At 72.8% G+C, this 23,092-nt stretch carries 17 protein-coding genes; 8 read left to right on the top strand and 9 right to left on the bottom strand.

All coding sequences use genetic code 11. The features are described from left to right. Window positions 1-71 precede the first annotated feature (71 nt). From AAW13_RS08270 to AAW13_RS08255, 4 genes are all read right to left on the bottom strand, one after another. Window positions 72-1,619, bottom strand: coding sequence for a type 1 periplasmic-binding domain-containing protein (locus AAW13_RS08270; protein ID WP_046726517.1), 1,548 nt, complete (start codon window positions 1,617-1,619; stop codon window positions 72-74). After that, the gene (locus tag AAW13_RS08265) at window positions 1,619-3,652 is read right to left on the bottom strand and encodes a hypothetical protein (protein ID WP_420855443.1); all 2,034 of its coding nucleotides are present in this window, start codon (window positions 3,650-3,652) and stop codon (window positions 1,619-1,621) included. The genes AAW13_RS08270 and AAW13_RS08265 overlap by 1 nt, the downstream gene beginning before the upstream one ends. A 151-nt stretch (window positions 3,653-3,803) precedes the next feature. Further along, the gene (locus AAW13_RS08260) at window positions 3,804-4,787 is read right to left on the bottom strand and encodes an isopenicillin N synthase family dioxygenase (RefSeq protein WP_046726515.1); all 984 of its coding nucleotides are present in this window, start codon (window positions 4,785-4,787) and stop codon (window positions 3,804-3,806) included. Next, on the bottom strand, window positions 4,780-5,238 hold the full coding sequence (locus tag AAW13_RS08255) for a nucleoside deaminase (protein ID WP_046726514.1): 459 nt from the start codon (window positions 5,236-5,238) through the stop codon (window positions 4,780-4,782). The genes AAW13_RS08260 and AAW13_RS08255 overlap by 8 nt, the downstream gene beginning before the upstream one ends. Window positions 5,239-5,349: 111 nt before the next feature. Between AAW13_RS08255 and AAW13_RS44755 the strand changes: the two genes are divergently transcribed. After that, on the top strand, window positions 5,350-6,759 hold the full coding sequence (locus tag AAW13_RS44755; protein ID WP_046726513.1) for a PucR family transcriptional regulator: 1,410 nt from the start codon (window positions 5,350-5,352) through the stop codon (window positions 6,757-6,759). 96 nt (window positions 6,760-6,855) lie between these two features. Further along, complete coding sequence (locus AAW13_RS08240; protein ID WP_240528567.1) at window positions 6,856-7,860, top strand: magnesium transporter CorA family protein; 1,005 nt, start codon at window positions 6,856-6,858, stop codon at window positions 7,858-7,860. Here the strand turns inward: AAW13_RS08240 and AAW13_RS08235 are convergent. The 3 genes from AAW13_RS08235 to AAW13_RS08225 form a co-directional block, all read right to left on the bottom strand. After that, on the bottom strand, window positions 7,857-9,266 hold the full coding sequence (locus AAW13_RS08235) for a purine-cytosine permease family protein (protein ID WP_046726512.1): 1,410 nt from the start codon (window positions 9,264-9,266) through the stop codon (window positions 7,857-7,859). The two genes, AAW13_RS08240 and AAW13_RS08235, sit on opposite strands and share 4 nt — an antisense overlap. A gap of 148 nt (window positions 9,267-9,414) precedes the next feature. Further along, the gene (locus AAW13_RS08230; RefSeq protein WP_046726511.1) at window positions 9,415-9,657 is read right to left on the bottom strand and encodes a chaplin; all 243 of its coding nucleotides are present in this window, start codon (window positions 9,655-9,657) and stop codon (window positions 9,415-9,417) included. Between the two features lie 119 nt (window positions 9,658-9,776). Then, window positions 9,777-10,427 carry an FMN-dependent NADH-azoreductase gene (locus AAW13_RS08225; RefSeq protein WP_046726510.1) on the bottom strand — a complete coding sequence of 217 codons (651 nt, stop codon included), beginning with the start codon at window positions 10,425-10,427 and terminating at the stop codon, window positions 9,777-9,779. Between the two features lie 134 nt (window positions 10,428-10,561). On the opposite strand from AAW13_RS08225, the gene AAW13_RS08220 reads away from it, so the two are divergent. Both AAW13_RS08220 and AAW13_RS08215 read left to right on the top strand, forming a co-directional pair. Further along, complete coding sequence (locus AAW13_RS08220) at window positions 10,562-10,918, top strand: winged helix-turn-helix transcriptional regulator (RefSeq protein WP_046726509.1); 357 nt, start codon at window positions 10,562-10,564, stop codon at window positions 10,916-10,918. A gap of 180 nt (window positions 10,919-11,098) precedes the next feature. Next, complete coding sequence (locus AAW13_RS08215; protein WP_167391691.1) at window positions 11,099-12,973, top strand: protein kinase domain-containing protein; 1,875 nt, start codon at window positions 11,099-11,101, stop codon at window positions 12,971-12,973. A gap of 73 nt (window positions 12,974-13,046) precedes the next feature. Here the strand turns inward: AAW13_RS08215 and AAW13_RS08210 are convergent, their stop codons facing one another. Both AAW13_RS08210 and AAW13_RS08205 read right to left on the bottom strand, forming a co-directional pair. Continuing rightward, complete coding sequence (locus AAW13_RS08210; protein WP_046726508.1) at window positions 13,047-14,651, bottom strand: MFS transporter; 1,605 nt, start codon at window positions 14,649-14,651, stop codon at window positions 13,047-13,049. 241 nt (window positions 14,652-14,892) lie between these two features. Further along, entirely contained in the window at window positions 14,893-15,390 is a 498-nt protein-coding gene (locus tag AAW13_RS08205; protein WP_046726507.1) for a MarR family winged helix-turn-helix transcriptional regulator, read from the bottom strand. An 860-nt stretch (window positions 15,391-16,250) separates the two neighbouring features. Here AAW13_RS08205 and AAW13_RS08200 point away from each other — a divergent pair. The 4 genes from AAW13_RS08200 (at window position 16,251) to AAW13_RS08185 (ending at window position 23,052) form a co-directional block, all read left to right on the top strand. Continuing rightward, on the top strand, window positions 16,251-18,077 hold the full coding sequence (locus AAW13_RS08200) for an acyl-CoA dehydrogenase family protein (RefSeq protein WP_046726506.1): 1,827 nt from the start codon (window positions 16,251-16,253) through the stop codon (window positions 18,075-18,077). A gap of 139 nt (window positions 18,078-18,216) precedes the next feature. Beyond that, window positions 18,217-18,510: an acyl carrier protein gene (locus AAW13_RS08195; RefSeq protein WP_046726505.1), complete on the top strand. Its 294-nt coding sequence runs from the start codon at window positions 18,217-18,219 to the stop codon at window positions 18,508-18,510. Then, on the top strand, window positions 18,507-22,616 hold the full coding sequence (locus tag AAW13_RS08190; RefSeq protein WP_046726504.1) for a non-ribosomal peptide synthetase: 4,110 nt from the start codon (window positions 18,507-18,509) through the stop codon (window positions 22,614-22,616). Before AAW13_RS08195 ends, AAW13_RS08190 begins: the two co-directional genes overlap by 4 nt. Further along, window positions 22,603-23,052 carry an SRPBCC family protein gene (locus AAW13_RS08185; RefSeq protein WP_046726503.1) on the top strand — a complete coding sequence of 150 codons (450 nt, stop codon included), beginning with the start codon at window positions 22,603-22,605 and terminating at the stop codon, window positions 23,050-23,052. The genes AAW13_RS08190 and AAW13_RS08185 overlap by 14 nt, the downstream gene beginning before the upstream one ends. Window positions 23,053-23,092 lie beyond the last annotated feature (40 nt).

Here is a 23,092-nt window from a genome sequence, read left to right as displayed (position 1 = left end):
GGGCGCTGGGGGCACCCCCGGCCGAAGACTGGGGGAGGAACCGCGCGACCAGCCCCCGCCGGGCCCGCGGCCTAGGACGGCGGCAGACACTCCGCGCCCGGCGGCTTCCCCTCCGGCCACGCGATCTGAACGAACCGCGACCCACCCCCCGGCCGCAGCTCCACCACCGGCACCGCCTTGTCGTACGGATTCCCGTGCACGTCGAGGCAGATCCACCCGCTCGCCCCGGACACCCGCAACGGTCCCTTCACCTGCGGCCACTGCAACCCCACATCGGCCAGCGTCGGCACCGACCTCCCCTCCGGCACCGCCTCCCGGATCCCGTGCACCGCGAGCCGCATCGCGTCGTACGCGATGATCAGCTGCCCGTCCTCCAGGGCCACCGGCCCGACCGGCCCCACCGGCGCACGCACCGCGCTCTTCAGCAGCTCGGTCAGCGCCGCCATGTCCGCCGCCGATCCGCCCGTCCGCGGGCTGCCCCTGCCCCACGCGTCCGGATGCGCCAGCGCGGTGTACCGGACGGTGAGCGTCGGCCCCAGCACGTCGCGGTGCAGGCTCCGTTCCCCGGTCAGGTACGACCCCTCGTCCCCGGTCAGCACCGTGAACTTCCGGTCCTGGCACCCCCGTGCGCCCAGCGCGTTGATGAACTGCCGCAGCTGGGTGTGGCGTCCGGCGAACAGGACCGTGTCGATGGACCGCGGGGTGCCGCAGATCAGCAGGGCGATCTGCCGGAACGTGTTCGCGGTCGTCCCCTCCTCGCTGCGGTCGGCCGGCGGGGTGAACGGCTGCGCCAGGTGCGGTGACCCCTTGATGAGCGCCTCGAACGAGGTTTGCAGCGTCCGTGTGTACGGGTCGCCCGGCCGGTCGTACACCAGCATCGCCCGGCCCGCGCTGACCTTCGCGAAGGAGGCGAGGGCGTGGGCCTCGTCGGTGTTGGTGGGCGACACCCGTGCCAGGCCCGGGTAAGGGTCCTTGCCCTGCTGCCCGTTGGCGAGGTCGTCCGCGGTGATCGACGACCCGATCACCGGAATCCCCAGCCGGGTCAGCTCCCTGACGGCCTTCATGTTGGCGTCGGTGCTCTGCCCGACCCCGGCCACCGCCCGCAGCCGGTCGGTGCCGCCGGTCATGGCGGCGAGCCGGGTGACCATCTCCCGCCAGTACCGGCTGGTCGCCCCGGGGTTGGCCAGCACCAGCCGGATCGCGGGGGACTCCCCGTTGGAGGCGTGGTTGGCCTGGTACTGGGCCAGGTAGGCGCCCTGGAGCTCGTGCTGGATGTCGGCGAGGTTCGCCGCCGCCGTCGAGGTGTACGGCAGCATCACCGCCACCGTGACGTAACTCCCGGCCTTCAGGCGGCCGTTCTCCCTGGCGATGGCCCGCACGGTGGGGCGCAGCTGCGGGTGCCCGAAGTCGTACGCCGTCGTCGCCACGCCCACGCACTCGTCGCTGCCCTCCGGCCGGGCCACCCCGGGCGCGCACGAGCGGTCGTCGTGGGTGAGTGTGCGGACACCGAAGAACAGGCCGGTCAGCAGGCACAGCGTGACCAGCAGGGCCAGATAGCGGCGCAGCGGGATCTCCCAGACGCCTTCACGCAACCACGTGCCCACGCCCCGCCCCGCCATCACGCCACCCCGCTCCGCTCGTCGTCGCCCTCGTCGTCGTCCGGTTCCGCCAGCGGCCGCCCCGCGAGCGCCGCCGCCGGCCAGTCCCGGGAGGCCCGCCACAGCAGCGCGTTGCCGGCCGGCCGCAGGTTGGACAGCTGCTCCAGTTCGAAGCGCAGCCGGTCGGCCACCTTCGGGTCGGGCAGCACCAGCGGATCGGCGAGCTGCCACACGGCGTGCAGCACCCGCCGTACCCGCAGGTGGAGTACGGCGTCCACGCCCTCCGGCACCGGCTGCTGCGCGTCCGTGCGGCCGAGCGCCACCGCCGCCCGCCGGTCGCCGTGGCCGGTGGAGTCGTGGCCCTCGGCGTCATGGGCGTGGAAGTAGGGGGCGGAGGCGATGAAGCGCAGGGTGCGCAGCCAGCTCCGGGCGTCCAGGAGCGCGAAGCCGTCGCGCAGGTGGTCCACCGCCGCTCCGGCCTTGCCGAGGGCCAGTTGGTGGTGGAGCCGGAAGGGGGCGAGCCGGTCGGTGCCCAGGTACTCGGCGTAGTGCGTGATCAGCGTCTCGTGGGCGGTGCGCCAGCCGCCGTGGTCGGCGTCCCGCAGGTGCAGCCGGAGCAGCAGGAGCGTGCGGACGAACGGGTCGCCGACGAACTGGCCGGGTGCGGCCGGCAGCCCCTCGCGGGTCAGCCGGCTCTGAAGCGCCCGTACGTCGGCGGGACCGAAGTCGTCCGGGAGCAGCGCGGCGGCCAGGGCACACGCGGAGTCGTGGTCGTGGGCGGCGGCGAGGACCGTCAGCTCCTCCAGCCGGTCCGCCGGGACCAGCCGGTCGAGGAGCTGGAGGTGCGCGGGCGCGGCCGGGCCCTCGTCGGTGAGCCGTACGCCGGCCGTGAGCAGCTCGCCGAGCGCGCCGGTGCGCTCCGGGTTCTGTACGGCCGCCTCGGCGAGCAGGGCGACGCCCAGCGGGTTGCCGCCGGTCAGCCGGTGCACGGCCGGTGCGAGCCGGGGCGCGCCGGGGGTGTCCACGAGGTGCAGGGTGTCGTCGGGGCTCAGCGGCGGGAGGGCGACCAGCAGGGCCCGGGAGGACGGCGCGGCCGCGTCCGGTGTCCACCCGGTACGCCGGGCGACCTCGGGCAGCTCCCGCCGTACGGCGTTGCGCAGCAGCTCGCGGCCGTCGCCGCGGACTGCGGCGACGAACGCCACGTGGTCGGCGACGCCGTCGGCGCGGTCGCGCAGCACCGCGTCCAGCAGGGCCGGTCCCGGTCCGGTCTGGGCGTTGTCGACCAGCACCAGCGGACGGCCGAGCCGCTGCATGCGCGGCAGCACCCCGGCGTAGGCCTCGGTCAGATCGGCGAGCAGGGCCCGGACGAGGTACCGCTCGGCGTGCTCGCGGGAGGTACCGCCGGCCCGGAAGTGCCCGGAGAGCAGGATCAGTCCGCGCTGGGCGTGGCCGCCCGCGTTCGGGTAGGCGCGGTACCAGACCGACGCCTTCTGGTGGCGGCGGCTGGCGAAGCCCTCGGCGACCGACTCCAGGGTGGCCTCGATGGCGCCGGAGACCAGCGGCCCGGTGCCGGTCGCGGCGGCCACCACCTTCGCGGCGACCTTCCCGGCCCACCGCCCGGCGAACCCGCTGATCCACGAGCCGCTCTCGCCCAGCAGCAGGATCCGTTCCACCTCGCGCCGGATCCGCTCCGAGTCGGCGTCGCCCCAGCCCCCGGCGGCCACCGCTACCAGGCCGGACATCAGCCGGGGGAAGGGGATCCGGCCGGCGCCCGTCACCGGTTCGGCGAGCTGTTCGGCGACGACCAGCAGGGCCTGCGCGAGCGGTGACCAGGACTCGGCGGGCCGCTCGGCGGGCGGCGCCGCGAACTGCGCCTCCGCGCAGTCGATCAGCGCGACCGGGGTGTGCCGCTGGTAGGCGTCCCGCAACTCGCCCAGCACCGCGCTCTTGCCGAGCCCCCGCGCCCCGGTCAGCACGACGAACGGCAGCTCGCCGGGGTGTTCCAGAGGATGGGTACGGTGCTGGTACGGCCGTAACCCGACGATTCTCGGCACGAGCCCGGCCGGCTCGACATCGAACAGCGCCCCTCGCCCGTGCAACCGTCTGTGCAAGGCAGTCCCCCCTCAACGCAAGTGTAGAAAGGGGGAGTTGCTTCGGGCCAGATCGCGTGATGACTGTTGGGTCACGAATCCTGACGCTATGGGATCAGCCGACGGTGATCGAGTTCAGTTTCTCCCTCAGGTAGACGTGTGAGTCCACCGGTGGATACGTCACCCGTCCGACCGGTGCCGGCACGGACTCGACGGTGGTGCCCGGGGTGCACTCGCCGAAGTACACGAGGGACATCAGCTCCTCCGCGGGGGCGTCGGCGGGCGGGGGGAGCACCCGGTGGCGGCCGGAACGCCAGCGGTCGCCGGTCCAGCGGGCCATCAGGTCTCCGATGTTGATGGTGAGGGCCGCCGGGTCGAAGGGCGCGTCCTCCCAGCCGCCGTCGTCGGTGAAGACCTGGAGTCCGCCCTTGCCGGCCTGCCGGTCCAGGATCGTCACCGTGCCGAAGTCGGTGTGCGGGCCGATCCGGAACTGCCCCGGCTCGGGCTCGCCGATGACGTCCGTCCCCGGGTACCAGTTGATGTTGAAGCCGTACGTCGGATGGTCCATGTGCCGGCTGAAGAAGTCCTGTTCCAGACCGAGCGCGTACCCCAGCAGGGACAGCAGTTGCTTCTCCAGTTCCGCCATCCGCTCCAGGTACTCCTCGCAGAGCGTGCGCAGTTCGGGGATCTCGGCCGGCCACACGTTGGGCGCGTACCACTCTGCGTTGACCACCGGGTCCGCGAACGGCTCGTGGGTCGCGAAGGTCAGCGACTCCTTCAGGTCCGGCGGGGTCTCGGTGCCCTCGGAGTAGCCGTTGGCCTCCGCCTTCGGGCCCAGCCACCCCCGACCGCCGACCTTCGCCTCGTACGCGGCCTTCGCCTCGGCGGGCAGCGCGAAGAACGCGCGGGCGGCCGCCCGTACCGCGTCGCGCAGCTCCGGGGCGACCCCGTGCCCGGTGACGAGCAGGAAGCCGGCGGTCCGCAGGGCCGCGTCGACGGTCCGGGCGGTCTCCCGCCGGCCGGCCTCGTCGCCGTCCAGCCAGGGCCGCAGGTCGATGGTGGGGATCCGGGGGCCGGAGCCGGAACTCGTGCTATTCACCGATGTCCTCGTTCCACAGAGCCGGGTGGGTGTTGATGAAGTCACGCATCAGTCCGACGCACTCCGGGTCGTCCAGCAGGACGATCTCCACCCCGTGCGCGGCGAGCCAGTCGTGGCCGCCGTGGAAGGTGGCCGCCTCGCCGATCACGACGCGCGAGATGCCGAACTGGCGGACCAGGCCGGAGCAGTACCAGCAGGGGGACAGGGTGGTCACCATGGTGGTGCCCCGGTACGTCCGCTGCCGTCCCGCCGCGCGGAAGGCGGCCGTCTCGGCGTGCATGGACGGGTCACCGTCCTGGACGCGCCGGTTGTGCCCGCGGCCGAGCGGTTCGCCGTCGGCGCCGTAGAGCGCGGCCCCGATGGGGATGCCCCCCTCGGCGAGCCCGGCGCGGGCCTCGGTGACCGCGGTGGCGAGCCAGGCGCGGGCCTGTTCCTGGTCCAAAGGCTTCATGACTTCACTCTCCTGTGGCCGAAACACCGGGGCAACGTGCGGAAAGTACCCTCCGGGCAACCCGCAGCCGGACGAAATGTCAGCGCCGCGCTCCGCGCCCTGGAGGTCCCCGTGCCCGCACTCACCCTCCGCGAAGTCCTGGCCCTCGATCTGGTGCTGGCGGCCCGCCCCGAACTGCTCGCCGGAGAGGACGCCCTCGACCGGCCCGTCCGCTGGGTCCACTCCAGCGAGGTCTACGAGGGCGCCAACTTCCTGGACGGCGGCGAACTGCTGCTCACCAACGGCTTCGGGCTGACCGACGCGGCCGAGGAGGTCCGCCGCCGTTACGTCCGGGAGCTGACGGCACGCGGCGCGGCCGGTCTCGCGGTGGAGATCGGCCGGGCGCTGCCGGCCATGCCCGCGGAGGTGACCGACGAGGCCCGCCGGCTCGGCCTGCCCCTGCTGGCCCTGCACCGGGTCGTGCCCTTCGTCAGGATCACGGAGGCCGCCAACCGGGCGATCGTCGCGCGCGGGCTGTCCGGGCGGTCGGCGGGCCGGCCCCGGGGCGACGACCACACGGCGGCCCTGCTGGCCGACCTGGCCGACCGGGCCGCGCTGAACCAGCCGGAGGTGGACGCCCGCGCGGCGCTCGCCGGGTTCCGTCCGAAGCCGGGGGCGCGCCTCATCGGGGTGTCGGTGCACGGGCCGCGGGAGACCGGCGCCGTGGACCGCGCGGTACGGCTGCTGGGCGGAGCCGCGGTGCTCCGGGCGGCGTTCCCCGGAGACGTCCTGGCCCTCCTCGCACTGCCGGCCGACGGCCGGGGCACGGCCGGCGGCCCCGGAGCGGGCGACCCGGTCCGCGCGGTACAGGAAGCCTTCCGCACGGCCACCGCACCCGGTTTCGGCACCACCTCGGGACTGGGCGCCGCTTCGGGACTGGGTGCCGTCCCCGGTTCCGGTGCCGCCTCCGGTTCCGGTGCTGTCCCCGGGCTCGGTGCTGCCTCCGGGGCCGCCGCCGTGCCCGGGATCACCGTCGCCGTCGGGCACGCGGTCGACGCCGGGGCGGGCTGGCTGCACTGGAGCGAGACCCTGCGGGCGGCGCGGGCCAGTCTGGAACTCGCCCTGACCGTGCCGCCGGCCGAACCCGGCCCGGCCAAGGGCCCGTTGGTGACGTCCGCCCGTGCCCTGGCCCTGGAGCGCGAGCTGACCCGGGGCGGGATCGCCGCCAACCGGGACCGCCTCGCCGCCCTGGTCCAGCACACCCTGGGTCCGTTGCTGGCCTGGGAGGCGGCACACGCCAGCGACCTGGTCCGCACCCTGGAGGTGCATCTGCGCCACGGCTGCTCGCCTACCCGCACGGCAGCCCTCCTGCACATCGGCCGCCAGTCCCTCTACCAGCGGCTGGAGCGCATCGAGTCGCTGCTCGGCCTGGAGATCGACGATCCGGACCTGCTGGGGGAGCTGCTGACGGCGGCCTGCGCGCACCGGGTGGTGCGGGGCACGGGCGCGGCCCGGTCACCGGGGCTGCGGACGGTGGCCTGAGACACCGGCCCGGAACCTCACCCGTTCGAGGCAGTTCCGCGCGGCACCCGAGGGCATCCGGGTGCGTGCTCCGGCCGCCGCGCACACGCTGGGAGCGTGGGCCACGGGACCGGCGGTGAGGCGATGATCGTGACGGTGGTGGCGGTGCCGGACGGCGACACCGCGCGCATCTCCGTGGCCGAGGCACGCCACCGGCTCGCCACGGACCCGTTCCTGCTCCTCGGTGTCGAACTGCCCGAGGAGGAGGGCCCGGCGGTGGATCCGGTGGTCCGGCGGCTCGGGCTGGACGACACCGACCTGGAGTGGTTCGGCCGGCAGGACGCGTCGCCGCGGGCCGAGTTCCTGGGCGACACCGCCGGGTTCGTCGTGCCGGTGGTCCACGAGGGCGGGGTCGCGTACGTGCACGCCCTGGCCTCCGACCGCTACCTGCTGATCGTTCACTGGGGCCGGCGGGCCGGACTGGAGCGGGCCGTCACGGCCCAGGTGCGGCGGGAACGCCCGCACGACCCCGTGGCCACGCTGTTCCTGCTGCTCCAGGAGGCGCTCACGACGTTCCGCCGGGCCGCGGTGGACGCCCTGCTCCAGGTCGAGGAGCTGGAGGACGACATGTTCGAGGCGCGGCGCCCCGAGCAGATCTACCGGCTCTCCCAGCTGCGCCGCCGCTCCGCCGTCCTGCACCACGCGCTGCTGCCCTACCTCCAGGGGATCGACGAAGTGATCACCCGCAGGATGATGAGCCGTGACTTCCCGGCGGATCGGCAGCGGCTGGCCCAGGAGTTCCAGCGGGCGGGGCGCCTGGTCCTCGCGGACATCGAGTCCCTCCAGGACGCCACCCGCCGGGCCTTCGCGAGCTACGGGTCCCTGGTCGCGGGCGAACAGAACGGCGTGATCAACCGGCTGGCCATCGTGTCCGTGATCTTCCTGCCGCTGTCGTTCCTGACCGGGTTCTTCGGCATGAACTTCGAGTTCCTGACGAACCGGCTGGAGACCAGGGACGAGTTCTGGCTGCTCGCCGTGGGCCTCCAGCTGGTCGCCGTGCTCGGTTCGCTCTTCCTGCTGCACCGCAGCCGCATCTGGCGCCGGCTGAGGGACGACGACTAGGCCTGCCGGGGCGCCGACGAGCGGGTGCGGCTGCGCAGGGCCGTGTAGAGGAGGGCGCTCACCGCGAAGCCGACGAGAGGGGTGATGTCCCCGAAGGCCGGGTGGTGCTCGGGCACCCAGCCCACGTAGTCCTCCTGGTTGGAGAAGAGCGGGACGGAGACCGCGACGCCGGCCGACAGGGATGCCAGTCCTGGCCGGTTGGTGAAGGCGCGGTCGGTCAGCCGGGCGGCCAGCTCCTCGTCGGTCGCGGTGCGGCCCTGCAACCACCGCTCCACCAGGACCACACCCAGCCAGGGCGCCACCCAGTACGCGATGACCAGCAGGAACGCCTCGTAGGCGGCGCCCGCGTCGTCGAGCGAGGCCCAGGCCGCCGCCGTACCGGCGATGCCCGACACCACGACCAGCGTGCTACGGCTGAGCCAGGTCGGCAGCCGCAGGCCGAAGGAGGCGATGGAGATCGCACCGGAGTACACGTTGAGGGCGTTCGCCGAGATCCCGCCGAGCATGATGGCGATCAGCACCAGGTCGCCCAGCCAGCCGGGCAGGTGGCCGGTGAAGGCGGCCGTCGGGGTGGCGTCCTTCGGAGCGGCGAGGGTGGCCGAGGCCGCGCCGATGACGGCGACGACCGAGACGGACACGAACAGGCCGACGGCCGGCCACAGCACGGTCCGCACCTTGTCCGCCGTACGCGGCAGGTAGCGCGCGTAGTCGGAGGCGTACGGGTTCCAGCCGGCCGCGTACCCCCAGGCCGCGCTGAACGCGAGCAGGAAACCGCCGACGCCGCCGCCGGAGCCGCCCCCGCCGAGGTCGGCGTCCTTGAACGTCCACACCCCGGCGAGCAGGAAGACGACCGCGAGCGCGGGGAACGCGTACTTCTCGAAGGTGTGCACGAAGTTGTGGCCGATGAACCCGATCAGGATCTCCGCGACCACGACGAGGAGGAGGGCGGGGAGCGGGCGCAGGCCGGTCAGGGTGTTCAGGGCGAAGGCCGCGCTCACGCTGTTCACCGCGAACCAGCCGACGCCCGCGAGGAGTCCGTTGGCGGCGGCGGGCAGGATGTTGCCGAGGCGGCCGAAGGAGAAGCGGCCGATCACCATCTGCGGGACGCCGAACCGCGGGCCGTCCAGCGACAGCACGCCCTGGGTGAGCGCGCCGAGCGCGGTGCCCAGCAGGATCGCGGCGGTCGCCGTCCAGAAGCCGAGGCCGAAGAAGAGGACCGCGATCACGCCGATGTAGACGGTCGCGAACTCGATGTTGGGAGAGGCCCAGGTCCACAGCAACTGGAGGGGGCTGCCGTGGCGTTCGGCGTCGGGGATCGGTTCCGAGCCCGCCGCCTCCACGGCGATGACCCGGTCGCCGTACGCGGGGGCGACACTGCTGGTGGAACCGGCGGGAGCTGTCGTCATACGAGGTAAGTGTCGGGTTCGCCCCCGCCCCGGCCCAGGGGCGCACTGTCCGTTTCGGACGGCTCATCGGCGTACAACCTGCACGCACAGAGAAGTTCCGGAGGGCGCGTCGTCCTCCGGAAGTCCTCTGGCGGTCCCCGCGGACCGGTCAGCCGTTGGTGCAGGCGTTGCCGGTGGCCGGGTTGAGCAGGCCGATCAGGTCGATGCTGTCGCCGCACGCGTTGATCGGGACGGAGACCGGGACCTCGACGACGTTGCCCGACAGCAGGCCGGGACTGTTGGACGCGGTGCCGGTGGCGTCCGCGCCGTTGTCGGCGAAGGCGGCGGTGGTGCCGCCGAGGGCGAGGGCCGCGGCGACGGCGCCGGTGACGGCGAGGGAACGGATGCGCATGACTGCCTCCTGGGGCGTCGGGGTGGGAACGCGTCCATCACAACCGCCCGCCACCGGGGCCGCATGCGCTGCTGGGCCGATCGGTGCAATCGGCCCTGCCCGCCGGGAAGGGCCGCGACCTACGCGGCGAGACGCTCCGCCAGGTCCTTCGCCTTGCCGGCCGCCTCCTGGAGGGCGCGGTCGCGGGACGCCTCGTAGAGCGGCACCAGTTCCGCCATCGCCGGGTTCTGCGGGGCCATGGTCAGCTCCGGAACGATGAAGTCGACCTCCAGGCCCAGGGCTTCGCCGAGGAGGGCGGCCAGGTAGTTCTGCACGTACTCGAACGGCTCGCGCGGGGTGCCCGGCGCGTACGAACCGCCGCGGCTGGCCACCACGGTGACCGGGGTGCCCTTGGCGGACGGGTTCTCACCGCCGGTGCGGCCGAACAGCACGATGTTGTCCAGCCACGCCTTGAGCGTCGAGGGGATCGTGAAGTTGTACATCGGGGCGCCGATGAGCACCGCGTCCGCCTGCTCCAGTTCCTCTATCAGGCGCACGCGGGCCGCGAAGGCCTCGGCCTGCTCGGGGGTGTGCGTGGCGGGGTCGGCGAAACCGGCGAGGTGGGAGGCCGCGGTGATGTGCGGCACCGGCTCCGCCGCCAGGTCGCGGTAGATCACCGTGCCGTCGGGGTGCTGCTCCTGCCACGCCTTGCGGAAGGCGTCGGTGACGGTGCGGGAGGCGGACATCTCGCCGGGGAGGAGCGAGGAGTCGATGTGGAGAAGGGTGGCCATGGGGGAACTCCAGACAAACGGGGCAGACAGCCCGACGCGAGACCGCCGTGCTGAGGATTCGTACTTAGCTATAGATAGCACAGGTACTTACTTTTTTTCAGCCCCACCTCGTGGTGGGGCTGTACCCTGATCCCATGGCGGTGGAGCAGGCCCATGACCCGGAACAGTGCAAAGGCGTGGACGTCGGCATCACGCGCGTCTTCCAGGTGCTCGGCAAGCGCTGGAACGGCCCGATCCTGTCGGTCCTGATGGATCAGCCCACCCACTTCGCCAGCCTGCGCCGCGCCATCCCCGGCATCAGCGAACGCATGCTCTCCGACCGCCTCGCCGAACTCGGTGCCGCCGGACTCGTACTGCGCGAGGTCGACGAGGGCCCCCCGCTGCGCGTCGCCTACCGCCTCACCCCGGCGGGCGCCGCCCTGGAGCCCTCCCTCAGGGAACTCGGCCAGTGGGCGAAGGACCACCTGCCCGACGGCCCCGGCCCCTGCTAGGGCCTGTCTGACAGTTCCCGTCTGCCTCGCGAACCGTCGGACAGACCCTGGGCCGCGCCCCGGTCCTCGGCCGAACCGCGGCGGACCCGCGCTCGCCCACCGCAGGTCCCCAAGGGCAGACCCGAGGGCAACTTGCCCCGCACGGACCGGAATCGGCCGACCGCCGCTCCCGGCGGTCCTATGCTGACCGGGTCTCAGGGGGAGCGGGTCGGCGTGGGAGGGATCGTGGCAGCTCTGGAGCCGGGCGACCCCCGCTCCGTCGGCGAGTACCAGTTGCTGAGGCGGCTCGGCGCCGGCGGGATGGGCCGGGTCTTCCTGGGGCGGTCACCGGGCGGGCGGGCCGTCGCCGTGAAGGTCGTGCACGCCGAACTGGTCGCGGGCCAACCCGAGTTCCGGAGTCGGTTCCGCCGCGAGGTGGCGGCCGCGCGCAAGGTCAGCGGTGCCTTCACCGCCCCCGTCGTGGACGCCGACCCGGACGCCCCGCTGCCGTGGCTGGTGACCAGCTACATCGCGGGGCCCTCGTTGCAGCAGGCGGTGACCGAGCGGGGGCCGCTGCCCGCCGCCGAGGTGCTCGCGCTCGCCGCCGGGCTGGCCGAGGCGCTCACCTCCATCCACGCGGCCGGGCTGGTCCACCGCGACCTCAAGCCGTCGAACGTGCTGCTCGCCGAGGACGGGCCACGGGTCATCGACTTCGGGATCGCCCGCAGTGTCGAGTCGGCGACGATCACCCGGGCCGGGCTGATGGTCGGCTCGCCCGGGTTCATGTCGCCGGAACAGGTCGCGGGCGGCGAGGTGACCGGCGCGAGCGACGTGTTCTCGCTGGGCGCGGTGCTCGCGTACGCGGCGACGGGCGGCAACCCGTTCGGTGACGGGCCCACTCCGGCGCTGCTCTACCGGGTCGTGCACGACGACCCCGACATCAGCGCCGTCACCGACCCGGCGCTCGCCGAACTCGTCGCCGCCTGCCTGGTGAAGGACCCGGCGCGACGGCCGTTCCCGCGCGAGATCCTGACCCGTGTCGGGCCGGCGCCCGACACCACGGCCCTCCTCGCGAGACCCGCCGCGGACACAGGGGCCGACCACGAACGCCCGCCCGCGGACCCCCGGGACGAAGTCACGCATCCGGACCCCCGGGACGAAGTCGCGCATCCCGTCCCCTGGGACGAAGTCGCGCATCCGGTCCCCTGGGACGAAGTCACGCATCCGGTCCCCCAGGACGAAGTCACGCCCGCGGTCCCCCGGGGAGCCGCCGCCCACCCGGCCACCCGGCTCGACCCCGCCCGGCACCCGGTGTCGTACCAGCAGAAGCCGGGCACGAGCCGTCGTACCCTGCTGTTCTCCGGGGGAGCCCTCGCCGTCGCCGCGCTGGCGGCCGTGCCGGTCGCGCACCTCGTGAACCGGGGCGGGAGCAAGAAGTCCCCGCCACGTCCCGGCCGTTCGGTCTCCGTGCCCTCGCCGGTCGACGCCTGGCCGCTGGAGGAGACCTCGGGCACCGTCGCCGCCGACGACACCGGCCGGTACGACGGCACGGCCACCGCGGTCGGCTGGGGGCGGGGCAAGGACGGGGCCGCGCTGTTCGACGGCGGCACCAGTCAGATCATGACCGCGGGCCCGGTGCTCCGCACCGGCAGGGGCCACGGCTTCACCGTCTCGGCGTGGGTGTCGCTCAGCAGACTGCCGGCGTTCTTCGCCACCGCCGTCAGCCAGGACGCCGGTGACGTCAGCGGCTTCTACCTCCAGTACTCGGCCGCCGAGAACCGCTGGGCCTTCGCCCGCCCCGACCTGCGCGCCCTGTCGTTCACCGTGCCCGAGCCGGACGTCTGGACCCATCTGGTCGGCGTCTACGAGGGCCGGCGCAACCAGCTCCTCCTGTACGTCGACGGCGTCCAGGAGGCCGGCATCGACGACGGCGACCCGGTCGCCGCCGACGGCCCGCTGGTGATCGGCCGTGCCACGGCCGGTGCCGCCCCGTCCGACTGGTTCCCCGGCTCGATCAGGCAAGTGCAGGTGTTCCAGCAGCCGTTGACCGCGGCACAGGTGAAGGCCCTGTTGTGACGGCGACGGCCGCCCCGGTGGCGTGGGGAACAGCCCACCGGGACGGCACGTGCGCGGGTGCGGCCGAGAGCGGTCAGCCGGCCGCGCCCACCGCGACGTCGTCGGGACGCAGCTCGCCCTCCTCGTCGACGTCCGGCGGGATCGTCGAGAGCGCGCTGGCGTGCAGGTCCTGCGTGCGGATCAGGGCGAACCCGATGAACGCGGCGGTGAAACCGAGGATCGCGCACAGGGTCATCGCGCTGTGGAAGGCCGACATGAACGCGTCCCGGCCGGCCGCCAGCACCTGGTCCTGGAGCGCGCCCGCACCCTGGGCGACCGCGCCGAAGGAACCCGCGCTGATGCCGTGGGCGGCCTGCTCGGCGGTGTCGTGCCCCAGCTGCCTGCCGACCGCGGACGAGGTGAACTCGTCCGTCACCCGGTTCTGGAAGAACGCGCCCACCCCGGCGATGCCGACCGCGATGCCCACCTGCTGGAAGGTCTCGTTGATGCCGGAGGCCACACCGGACTTGGCCGGCTCGGCCACCCCGATGGCCAGCGCCGCGCGGGCCGGGTTGAAGGCGCCCATGCCGAAACCGGCGACCACCATGCTCGGGATCAGCACGGTCCAGGACGAGTCGGCGTGCGTCAGGGTGAGGAGCAGCAGCCCCACGCCCATGACCGCGGTGGAGCCGCCCAGCAGGATCCGGAAGGGGACCTTGCCGATCAGTCCGCCGCCGAGCGCGCCCGCCACGAACATCGCGCCGGTCAGCGGCAGGAACCGCAGGCCCGCGCCCCACGCGTCGTTGCCCAGCACGTTCTCCAGGTAGCTGGTCTCGAAGAACACCGAGGGCAGCGCGCCGGCGTTGCCGATCATCGCGACGAGCGAGATGCCGACGAAGGTCGGGCTGCGGAAGAACGCGGGGTCGATCATGGCGCGCTCGCCGAGCCGGCGCTCGATCAGCACGAAGACGGCCAGGAACACCGCGCTGACCGCGTAGAGCGTCAGGGTCTGGGCGCTCGTCCAGCCCTCCTCGGGGGCCCGGATGGTCGCGAAGACCAGGGCGCCGAGCGCGATGCTGAAGGTGGTCAGGCCGGCCCAGTCGGTGGGATGGGCCCGTTTGTTGAGCGATTCGCCGACCTTCACGGCACCGACGAGCAGCGCGGCGACGCCGACCGGCACGTTGATGTAGAAGATCCAGCGCCAGGACAGCGCGTTGATCAGCGACCCGCCGATGAGCGGGCCGGCGGCGACCGCGAGGCCGACCGCGGCACCGAAGGCGGTGAACGCCGTGGCGCGCTCCTTGCCGTGGAACTCGGCGCTGAGCAGCGCGGGTCCGACGGCGAACATGATCGCGGCGCCGACGCCCTGGACGGCGCGGAAGCTGCTCAGCAGGGTGGCGTCACCGGCCAGACCGCAGGCCAGCGAGGCCACGGTGAAGATGGCGAAGCCCACCTGGAACACCTTCTTGCGGCCCACGCGGTCGGCGATCGAACCCGCCGCCACCAGGAAGATCGCAAGGGTGAGGGCGTAGGCGTCGAACACCCACTGGAGGTCGGAGAAGCTGCTGTTCAGTGACTTGTGGATCTGTGGGAGCGCGATGGACACCACGCTCAGATCCAGCATCAGCATGAACGAGCCCAACGCGACGATCCCGAGTGTCCACCACCTCGTGGGCGACGGTGCGCGTTCTGCGGACATGCCAAGGGCTCCAATCAACAGGATCCGTAGATGATGGAAATCTAGATGATTGGAATGCTGGTGGTCAATGACTCCAGTGATCGGACAGCTCTACGGTCGGTGATCCGGTCGGTGATCCGGTCGGTGATCCGGTCGGTGATCCGGTCGGAATCCGGTCCGTCCGGGAGCGGGCGCACGGAAGCGGGGGCGGTGCTCGGCCGGTGGGTCGAGCGCCGCCCCCGCGAAGGGAACCGGAGTCGGGTCAGTCGGTGCAGACGGACGCGGGCCAGCGGCCCGCCAGCATGGTGCCGAGCATGTCCCGCAGCAGGTCGCGCTCGCCCTCGGGCAGACAGCTGAAGAACGCCGACTCGGTCTCGGTGACCACCTTGTCGGCCGCCGCCAGGGCCTCACGGCCGGAGTCGGTGAGGATCAGGTTGTAGCGCCTGCGGTCGGCGGGGTTGCGTCGGCGCTCGACATGCTGGTTGCGCTCCATCTCGTCGATCACCGTCACGACCGTGGTCGGATCGAGGTTGAGCAGCCGGCTGAGGTCCTGTTGGGAGAGTTCGGGTCCGCCGGCCAGTGCGGCCAGCACGAAGAAGTACCGCATCCGCATGCCGAGCGTGGCCAGCGCCTTCTCGACGTCCTCGACCAGCACGAGCCCGGCCTTGTGCAACAGGTAGCCGGGGCGTTCGGCGATGAGGAAGTCCTTCCGGGGTGACAGCCGTTCCCCGGCCGGCTCGGCGTTCCCGCTGGGCGCCATGCGCGTGCTCCCTCCAACCGTTTGATTCTCCACGATCGAAGATACCAACGCTTCGGGCAAGACGACAGCGCCGGGTCTCGTGGGTGGCCAGGGGTGGGCAGGGCGGGTCTCGTGGGTGGGCCGGGCCGGTTCGTGGGTGACCGGGGGGTCCGGTGGGGCGGATGGTGGCGGGTGGCGGGTTTCGGTGTGGGCGGCGGTGGGGCTCGGGGTGGTCGGTGGCTGGTTGTGGGAGTGTCCGCGCCCGGAGTCCACGGCCCGGTCCGTCGACGGCTGTGGAATCCCGCGGGCCGCCGGTGGTGGGGCCGGGCGGCGGGAGCGGAGGGCCGAGGGGGGCGCGTCGGTGGGGCGTGTGAGGGGTGTGCATGAGGGATCCGGAATTCGCCGGTCTCTTGCGGAATTTAATCGTCCTTAACCTCTATTGGCGCCCTGGGCAACGGTCGCGCAGGCGATGTGATGCGCGTCACATGGCTCGGGGTTGATTCTCTGTTACTGTCCAGAACATAGCGCTCGGATGAGGGATCGTCAGCCGACATGGGGGTCGGTTGAAAAGATGAACCTTCACCGACAGATCGTTTCGAATTCAACGGGGGAAACATGAACGGTTGTCGTTTCGGGCCCGCCTAGCGTCCCGGATCCATAAATCACCGGCCCTTCGGGCTGTCTTCGGTGCGGCGCACCCGTGCGTCCGTGTCCCTTCGTCATGCCTGTTCACAGACGTGCGCTGAGACCCTTGCGTCGCCCTGTCGCTTTTCGGTACCGGCTGCCCCGCTCGGGCTGCCCGGTTTCATCGTGATGTCCGCGTGGAATTCCGCGCCGACATTTTCACGGCGCCTCGGTGCGCCGATCCCTGGGGGAGAAGAATGCGTAGGACCACTGCTGCGGCCGGTGAATCCGCAGCGCTGGCTGAGGAATTCGAAAAGTGGCTCGGTGATCCGGAACTGGCCACCAATTCCGTGTCGTTCCGGCGCGGCCTCGAACTGGACGAACTGGACGAGCTGCCGGCCGACGGAATCGACCAGGTCCGTGCCTTCGGATTCAGCCGCTATTTCGTGCCCGAGTCGCTGGGCGGCGAGCTGCGGACCACCGAGGACATCCTGATGCTCACCCGGGTGCTCGCCCGCCGGGACATGAACGTGGCGGTCAGTGAGAGCACCCAGGTGTGGACCATGCTCGCCTGGATCGCCGGGGACGCCGAACAGCGGGCGAAGACCGCCGCCACCCAGCTGCGCGGCGGCATGGTGCCCTGCCTCGCCTACTCGGAGAACGGCCACGGCGCCGACCTGGCGGGCAACGAGTTCACCGCCGTCCCGGACGCCGGCCAGTACGTGCTCACCGGCGAGAAGTGGCCCATCAACCGGGGCCGCACCTCCACCCACGTCGTGGTCCTCGGCACCACGGGCGACGCGGACACCCCGGCCAAGCGGCAGCAGTCCCTGTTCCTCGTCGACCGGGAGCAGATCGTCTCCGGCACGGTCGCCGGCGTCCCCCGCGTCCCCACCTACGGCCTGCGCGGCTGCGACATCAGCGGGGTCGCCTTCGACCACGTCCGGGTGGACGCCTCCGCCCGGCTCGGCGCCGAGGGCGAGGGCCTCGAACTCGCCCTGCGCGGCCTGCTGGTCACCCGCACCTTCTGCACCGGACTCTCCCTCGGCACCGGCGACACCATGCTCCGCACGGTCGGCGGCTTCCTCGCCGGCCGACAGCTGTACGGCGGCCCCGCCGGCGACATCCCGTACGTCACCGAATCCCTCGCGGGCGCCTACCTCAGCCTGCTGGTCGCCGAGTGCGAGAGCCTCGTGGCGATGCGCGGACTCCACCTGTACACCGAGGAGTTCAGCATCTGGGGCAACCTCGCCAAGGTGCAGGCGGCCCGGCTCGTCGACACGAGCGCCAAGGTGCTCGCCCGCGCGCTGGGGGCCCGGTACTTCATGCGGGCTCCCGAACACGCCGGGATGTTCCAGAAGATGCTCCGGGACGGCGCCGTCGTGTCCGTCTTCGACGGCAGCGAGCCCGTCTGCCTGGACAGCATCGCTCTCCAGTTGCTGGCCATGGCCAAGGCCCACACGCAGCCCCGGGACGAGGACTGGAGCACCCTGTACGACCTGCGGGCCCCGCTGCCCGCCTTCGACCCGGCCCGGGTGAGCGTCTTCGGCCGCGGCCGGGACGCCACCTTCGCGAGCCTGCCCGCGCTGATCGCCCGGCTCGCCGGGACCGCGGCCACCGACGGCTGCCCCGAGTCCCGCCTCGCCGCGCTGCGGGAGAGCGCCGAAGAGCTGCGCCGGGACCTCGACGCGCTGTACGAACGGGCCGGGGAGATCCGCCGGTCACCGGCGGCCCGCACCCCGCAGCCCTCGGAGACCGCCAAGACCACCTCACCGCGGCTCATCCGGGTCGCCGAGGAACTGTGCTCCCTGCACGCCAAGGTCGCCGCGCTCGGCATCTGGCTGTACAACCGCGACCACCTCGACGCGTTCTTCGCCGACGGCACCTGGCTGGCGGCCGCCCTCGCCCGCGAGGAGATCCACCGGTACGACGCCGGCGACCTCGACCCCGTCGCGGCCCGGCAGCTCCTCGACCGGATGACCGCGCAGCGGGACGGCAACGAGCTCTTCTCGCTGCGCACCGTGCGCCTCGCGGACCCCGGCACGCCCCAGGCGGGCGGGGACACCGGGCCCGCCGTCGCGTGACCGCCCCACCCGTCCTCCACACCGGACCAGCCGGACCAGCCGGACCAGCCGGACCAGCCGGACCAGACGAACCAGCCGGACCAGACGAACCAGCCGAACCAGCCGAACAAGACGGACCAGCGGAAGGTCTCGACCAGCCATGAGCACGAAGAACCTGACGATCGACGACGTGAAGAACGTACTCGTCCGCGCGGTGGCCACCGAGGCCGGTCTCGAACCCGCGGAACTCGCGACCGACCAGCCCTTCACCTCGTACGGCCTGGACTCCATGGCCGCGCTCGCCGTCGGCATGGAGATCGAGGACGCCCTCGGACTCACCGACCCGCCGGTGGACCTGCTGTGGGACCACCCCACCGTGGACGCCCTGACCGAGGCGCTCTGGAAACTGCTGGCCGGCGAGTCCGTCCCGACCGCCGCGGACGGCCGGCGATGAACGACACGGCACCCGGCGCCACCGGGTCCCCGGCGACCGCCCCGCCCCGCCTCAACGCCCAGCAGGCCGGCCTCTGGTTCATCCACGAGGCCGACCCCGGCTGCGCCGCGTACCACATCGTGTTCGGGGCCGAGGTCACCGTCGACGCGGAGTCCGACGCCGCCTCCAGGGCCGGGCGGGTCCTGGACGACCTGATGCGCGAGCACGACGCCCTGCGGATCGCCTTCCGGCCGGGACCCGACGGCCCGGTCCAGTGGGTGCACGACTCCGTGCCCGTGGACGTCCGGGGCACCGACGCCCGCGACCTGGACCCCGCAACGCTGCGGGCCCGGGTCAGGACCGACAGCCGCGTCCCGTTCGACCTGTCCCGCCCGCCGCTGTGGCGCCTGCACCTCTACCGCACCGCCGAGCGCACCTGGGTGTTCACCGCGGTCGTCCACCACGCGGCGGCCGACTTCTGGTCGCTGGCCCTGCTGATCTCCGAGGTCCGCTCCCGCCTGGCGGGCGAGACCGGCCCCTTCGCCCTCGACGGCACCGCCTTCGCCGCGTACGCCGAGGAGCAGCACGACTTCCTCGGCAGCGACCGGGCGCGCGCCCTGCTCGACCGGGAGGCCGAGCGGCTCGCGGACGTGCCGCCCGGCCTCGACCTGTACGGCGACCGGCCCCGGCCGCCCGCCCCGTCGTACGACGGCGGTTCGACGCCGTTCACGGTGCCCGCCGAAGTGACCGAGGCGGTAAGGCAGTTGGCGCGGGACACCGCGACCACGCCGTACATGGTGCTGCTGGCCGCCTACTTCGTGCTGCTCAGCAGGCTCAGCGGCCAGTCCGACGTCCTCGTCGGCACCCCCACCTCGGGGCGGCTCCAGCGCAGGATGCGCGACGCCATCGGCAACTTCGTCAACACCGTCGTCGTCCGCGGCGAGGTCGACGAGGAGTCGACGTACCGTCAGCTGCTCGGCTCGGTGCGCGCCCGGGTGCTGGAGGCGACGCGGGCCCAGGAACTGCCCTTCCCGTGGCTGGTACGGGAGCTGGCGCCGCCGCGCGACCCCAGCCGGACCCCGCTCTACCAGGCCGGGTTCGCCTGGGACCGACTGCCGTTCCTCACCGACATGGACGAGTTCTTCCTGCTGGAGCCCGGCCCGGACGCCGGGCTCACCGTGGCGGGCGCGGCGCTGCGGCCGTACCCGCTGCCCCAGCAGGAGGGGCAGACCGACCTGTGGATCGAGATGGGCGCCGAACGCGCCGGTGCCTACGCCGGTGTGCTGCGCCACAACACCGACATCTACACGGCGGACACCGCCCGTGAGATCGCCGCCACCTTCGTCACCACCCTGGAGACGCTGGTCGGCCGCCCGGACGAGCCGCTGCGCGACCTCGCCCGCGGGGACGCCCGGCAACTGGCCGGGCTCGCGGAGTGGGGGACGGGACCGGAGCGCGAACTGCCCGCCGCCCGGCTCCCGGACCTCGTCCGGGACAGCGCCCGGCGGACACCCGACGCGATCGCGGTGGCCGCCGACGGCACGGAGTGGGACTACGCCCGGCTGCTGGCCGAGACCGAGCGGGTGGCGGCGGCCCTGCGTGCGGCGGGTGTCGCGGCCGGCGACCGGGTCGCGGTGCTGGCGGAACGCGGCGCACCGCTGGTGGCCGCCCTGCTGGGCGTCCTGGAGGCGGACGCGGCCTATGTCCCGCTGGACCCGGGGCTCCCCGCCGAACGCCTCTCCTACATGGCCACCGACTCCAGGGCCCGCCTCCTCCTCACCCAGACCCACCTCCGAACCAGCTGGCCCACCTCCCTCCCGACCCTCCACCTCGACGACCTGGAGGCGGGAACCGAGGGCACGACACCACCGGCCCGCACGGACCCGCCCGACACGACCGTCCCGGTCCCGGCGTTCACCGCCGGCACCGCCGCTCCGGTCACCGGGGAGTCGGGTCTCGGCGGCGGGGGCGCGGACTCCGGGGGCCGCCAGGTCCCGGCCGACAGCCCGGACCTGGCGTACATCCTCTACACCTCCGGTTCCACCGGGCGGCCCAAGGGGGTGGCGATTCCGCACCGGGCGTTGGTCAATCTGCTGCTCGCCCTGCGGGAGGAGACCGGGTTCGGGGCGTCCGACAGTCTGCTCGCCGTCACCACGGTGTCCTTCGACATCGCCGGGCTCGAGCTCTTCATGCCGCTGGTGGCCGGGGGCCGGGTCCTCGTCTGCGACAGCGCGACGGCCGCCGACGGGGCCGCCCTCGCCGCCCGCATCGAGGACTCCGGCGTCACCTGGATGCAGGCCACCCCCACCTCGTGGCGCATGCTCCGGGACGCCGGCTGGACCGGTGCCGCCCGCCTGAACGTGCTCTGCGGCGGTGAGGAACTGCCCCTGGACCTCGCCGAGTTCCTGACCGCCGGGACCGCGAGCGTACGCAACGTCTACGGCCCGACGGAGACCACCATCTGGTCCTCCGCCGGCCCCGTCGACCCGGCCGCCGGCGTCGACATCGGCGCCCCCGTCGCCAACACCCGGCTCCACGTCCTCGACCCGCAGGGCCGCGCCGTCGAGCCCACGTTCCCGGGCGAGCTGTGGATCGGCGGCGACGGCCTCGCCGTCGGCTACTGGGACCGGCCGGAACTGACCGCGGAACGGTTCGTCACCGGCCTGCCCGCGGCTCCCGGCGAACGCCTGTACCGCACCGGCGACCGGGCCCGCTGGACCGCCGACGGCCGGCTGCTGCACCACGGCCGCCTCGACCACCAGGTCAAACTCCGCGGCTACCGCATCGAACTCGCCGAGGTGGAGACCGTCGTCAAGGCCGTCGACGGGGTCTCCACGGCCGTCGTCGTCGTACGCGACGACCGGCTCGTCTGCTACCTGGTGCCCGAACCCGGCGCCGAGCCGAAGCCGGCCGACGTCAGGGCGGCCGCGGCCGTGTCCCTGCCGCAGTACATGGTGCCGTCCATCGTCGTCGTCCTGGACGAACTCCCGCTGACCGCCAACAAGAAGATCGACCGCAACCGGCTGCCGGAACCCGCCGTCACCTCGGACGCCGTCTTCGAGAAGCCGCGCGACGCCACCGAGATCACGCTGGCCCGGATGTGGACCGAGATCCTCGGCATCCCCGAGGTCGGCGTCCACGACGACTTCTTCGACGTCGGCGGCCACTCCCTGCTCGCCGTCCGGCTCAGCGCGGCCATCCGCGACGAGTGGGACGTCGACATACCCATCTCCGAACTGCTGCGCCACGGCACCGTCGCCGAACTCGCCACCATCGTCCGGCGCGGCGGCCAGGACACCCCCCGCGGACCGATCGTCACCCTCCGGGAGGGCGGCCCCGGGCAGCGCCCGCTGTTCCTGTTCCACCCCTTCGGCGGCACCGTCTTCTGCTACGTCGAACTCACCCGGCACCTGCCCGAGGGCCGCGCGGTGCTCGCGGTGGAGGCGCCCGGCATCGAGAACGAGGGCGAGGCCGAGATCAGCGTGGAGGCCATGGCCGCCCGCTACCTGGAGCACATCAGGGAGATCCAGCCGCACGGCCCGTACGCCCTCGGCGGCTGGTGCTTCGGCGGGGTGATCGCCTACGAGGCGGCCGGACAGCTGCGCGCCGCCGGCGAGCAGGTCGACCTGCTCTTCGGCATCGACAGCCGGGCGCCGATCGAGGAGAACATCCCGGAGTCCTCCGACGACGCGACGATCCTCTCCTGGTTCGCGCGGGACCTCGCCGTGCCCTACGGCAAGACCCTCGACATCCCGGCGGAGCTGCTGCGCGAACTCGGCGGCGAGGCCGCCTTCGACCACATCCTGCGGGAGGCCGCCGCCCTCGGCGTGCTGGCCGAGGACGCCGACCGGGCGCAGATCCTGCGCTACTTCGAGGCCTACCTCGCCAACGGCATCGCCCTTCAGACCTACCTTCCCGAACCGAACGACCTCGACTACCTGCTGCTGCGCGCGGTCGACGAGCCCGCCGGGTACGGGCCGCAGCTCGGCTGGGACGCCCTGGTCAAGGGCGCGCTGCGGGTCGTCGACGTCGCCGGGGACCACAACTCGGTGATGTACCCGCCGCACGCCGCCGTCGCCGCCCAGGCCATCAGCCCGCACCTTGGAGCCTCCGATGATCACAGCTGAGTACTCGTTCGACCTTCCGGTGCCGCCCGAGACGGCGTTCGCGCTCGTCTCCGACCCCGAGCAGGACCCCGTGTGGCAGGCGGCCTGCGTGGAGTCGCGGCTGCTGAACGGACCCGCCCGGGAGGGCTGCCGGTACGAGATCACCTTCGCGCTGGTCGGCAAGCGGATGACCTTCACCGTCGAGATCGACAGCTACGAACCCGGCCGCGTCTCGAAGTTCCACGTACTGGACGGCCCGTTCACGTACTACGGCACCTACGCGTACTCCGCTGGACCGGCCGGCACCACCGTGGACTGGACGTTCGACGTCGAGCCCGGGGACTACTTCGGGATCATGCCCAAGTCCCTGCTGCGCAAGGTGCTCGTCAACTCCGTCAAGAAGGACTCCGCCAAGCTCGCCGAGAAGCTCCGGCAGGAGGCCGGCAGCCGCTCCTGAACGGCCCGCCCCACCTCACGCAGACCTCCTGGAAGGGAGA

Source organism: Streptomyces humi (genome assembly GCF_001005085.2).
GTDB lineage: Bacteria > Actinomycetota > Actinomycetes > Streptomycetales > Streptomycetaceae > Streptomyces > Streptomyces humi.
The sequence above is the reverse complement of the archived record's forward strand: the minus strand, read 5'-3'. Positions and strand labels throughout refer to the sequence as shown.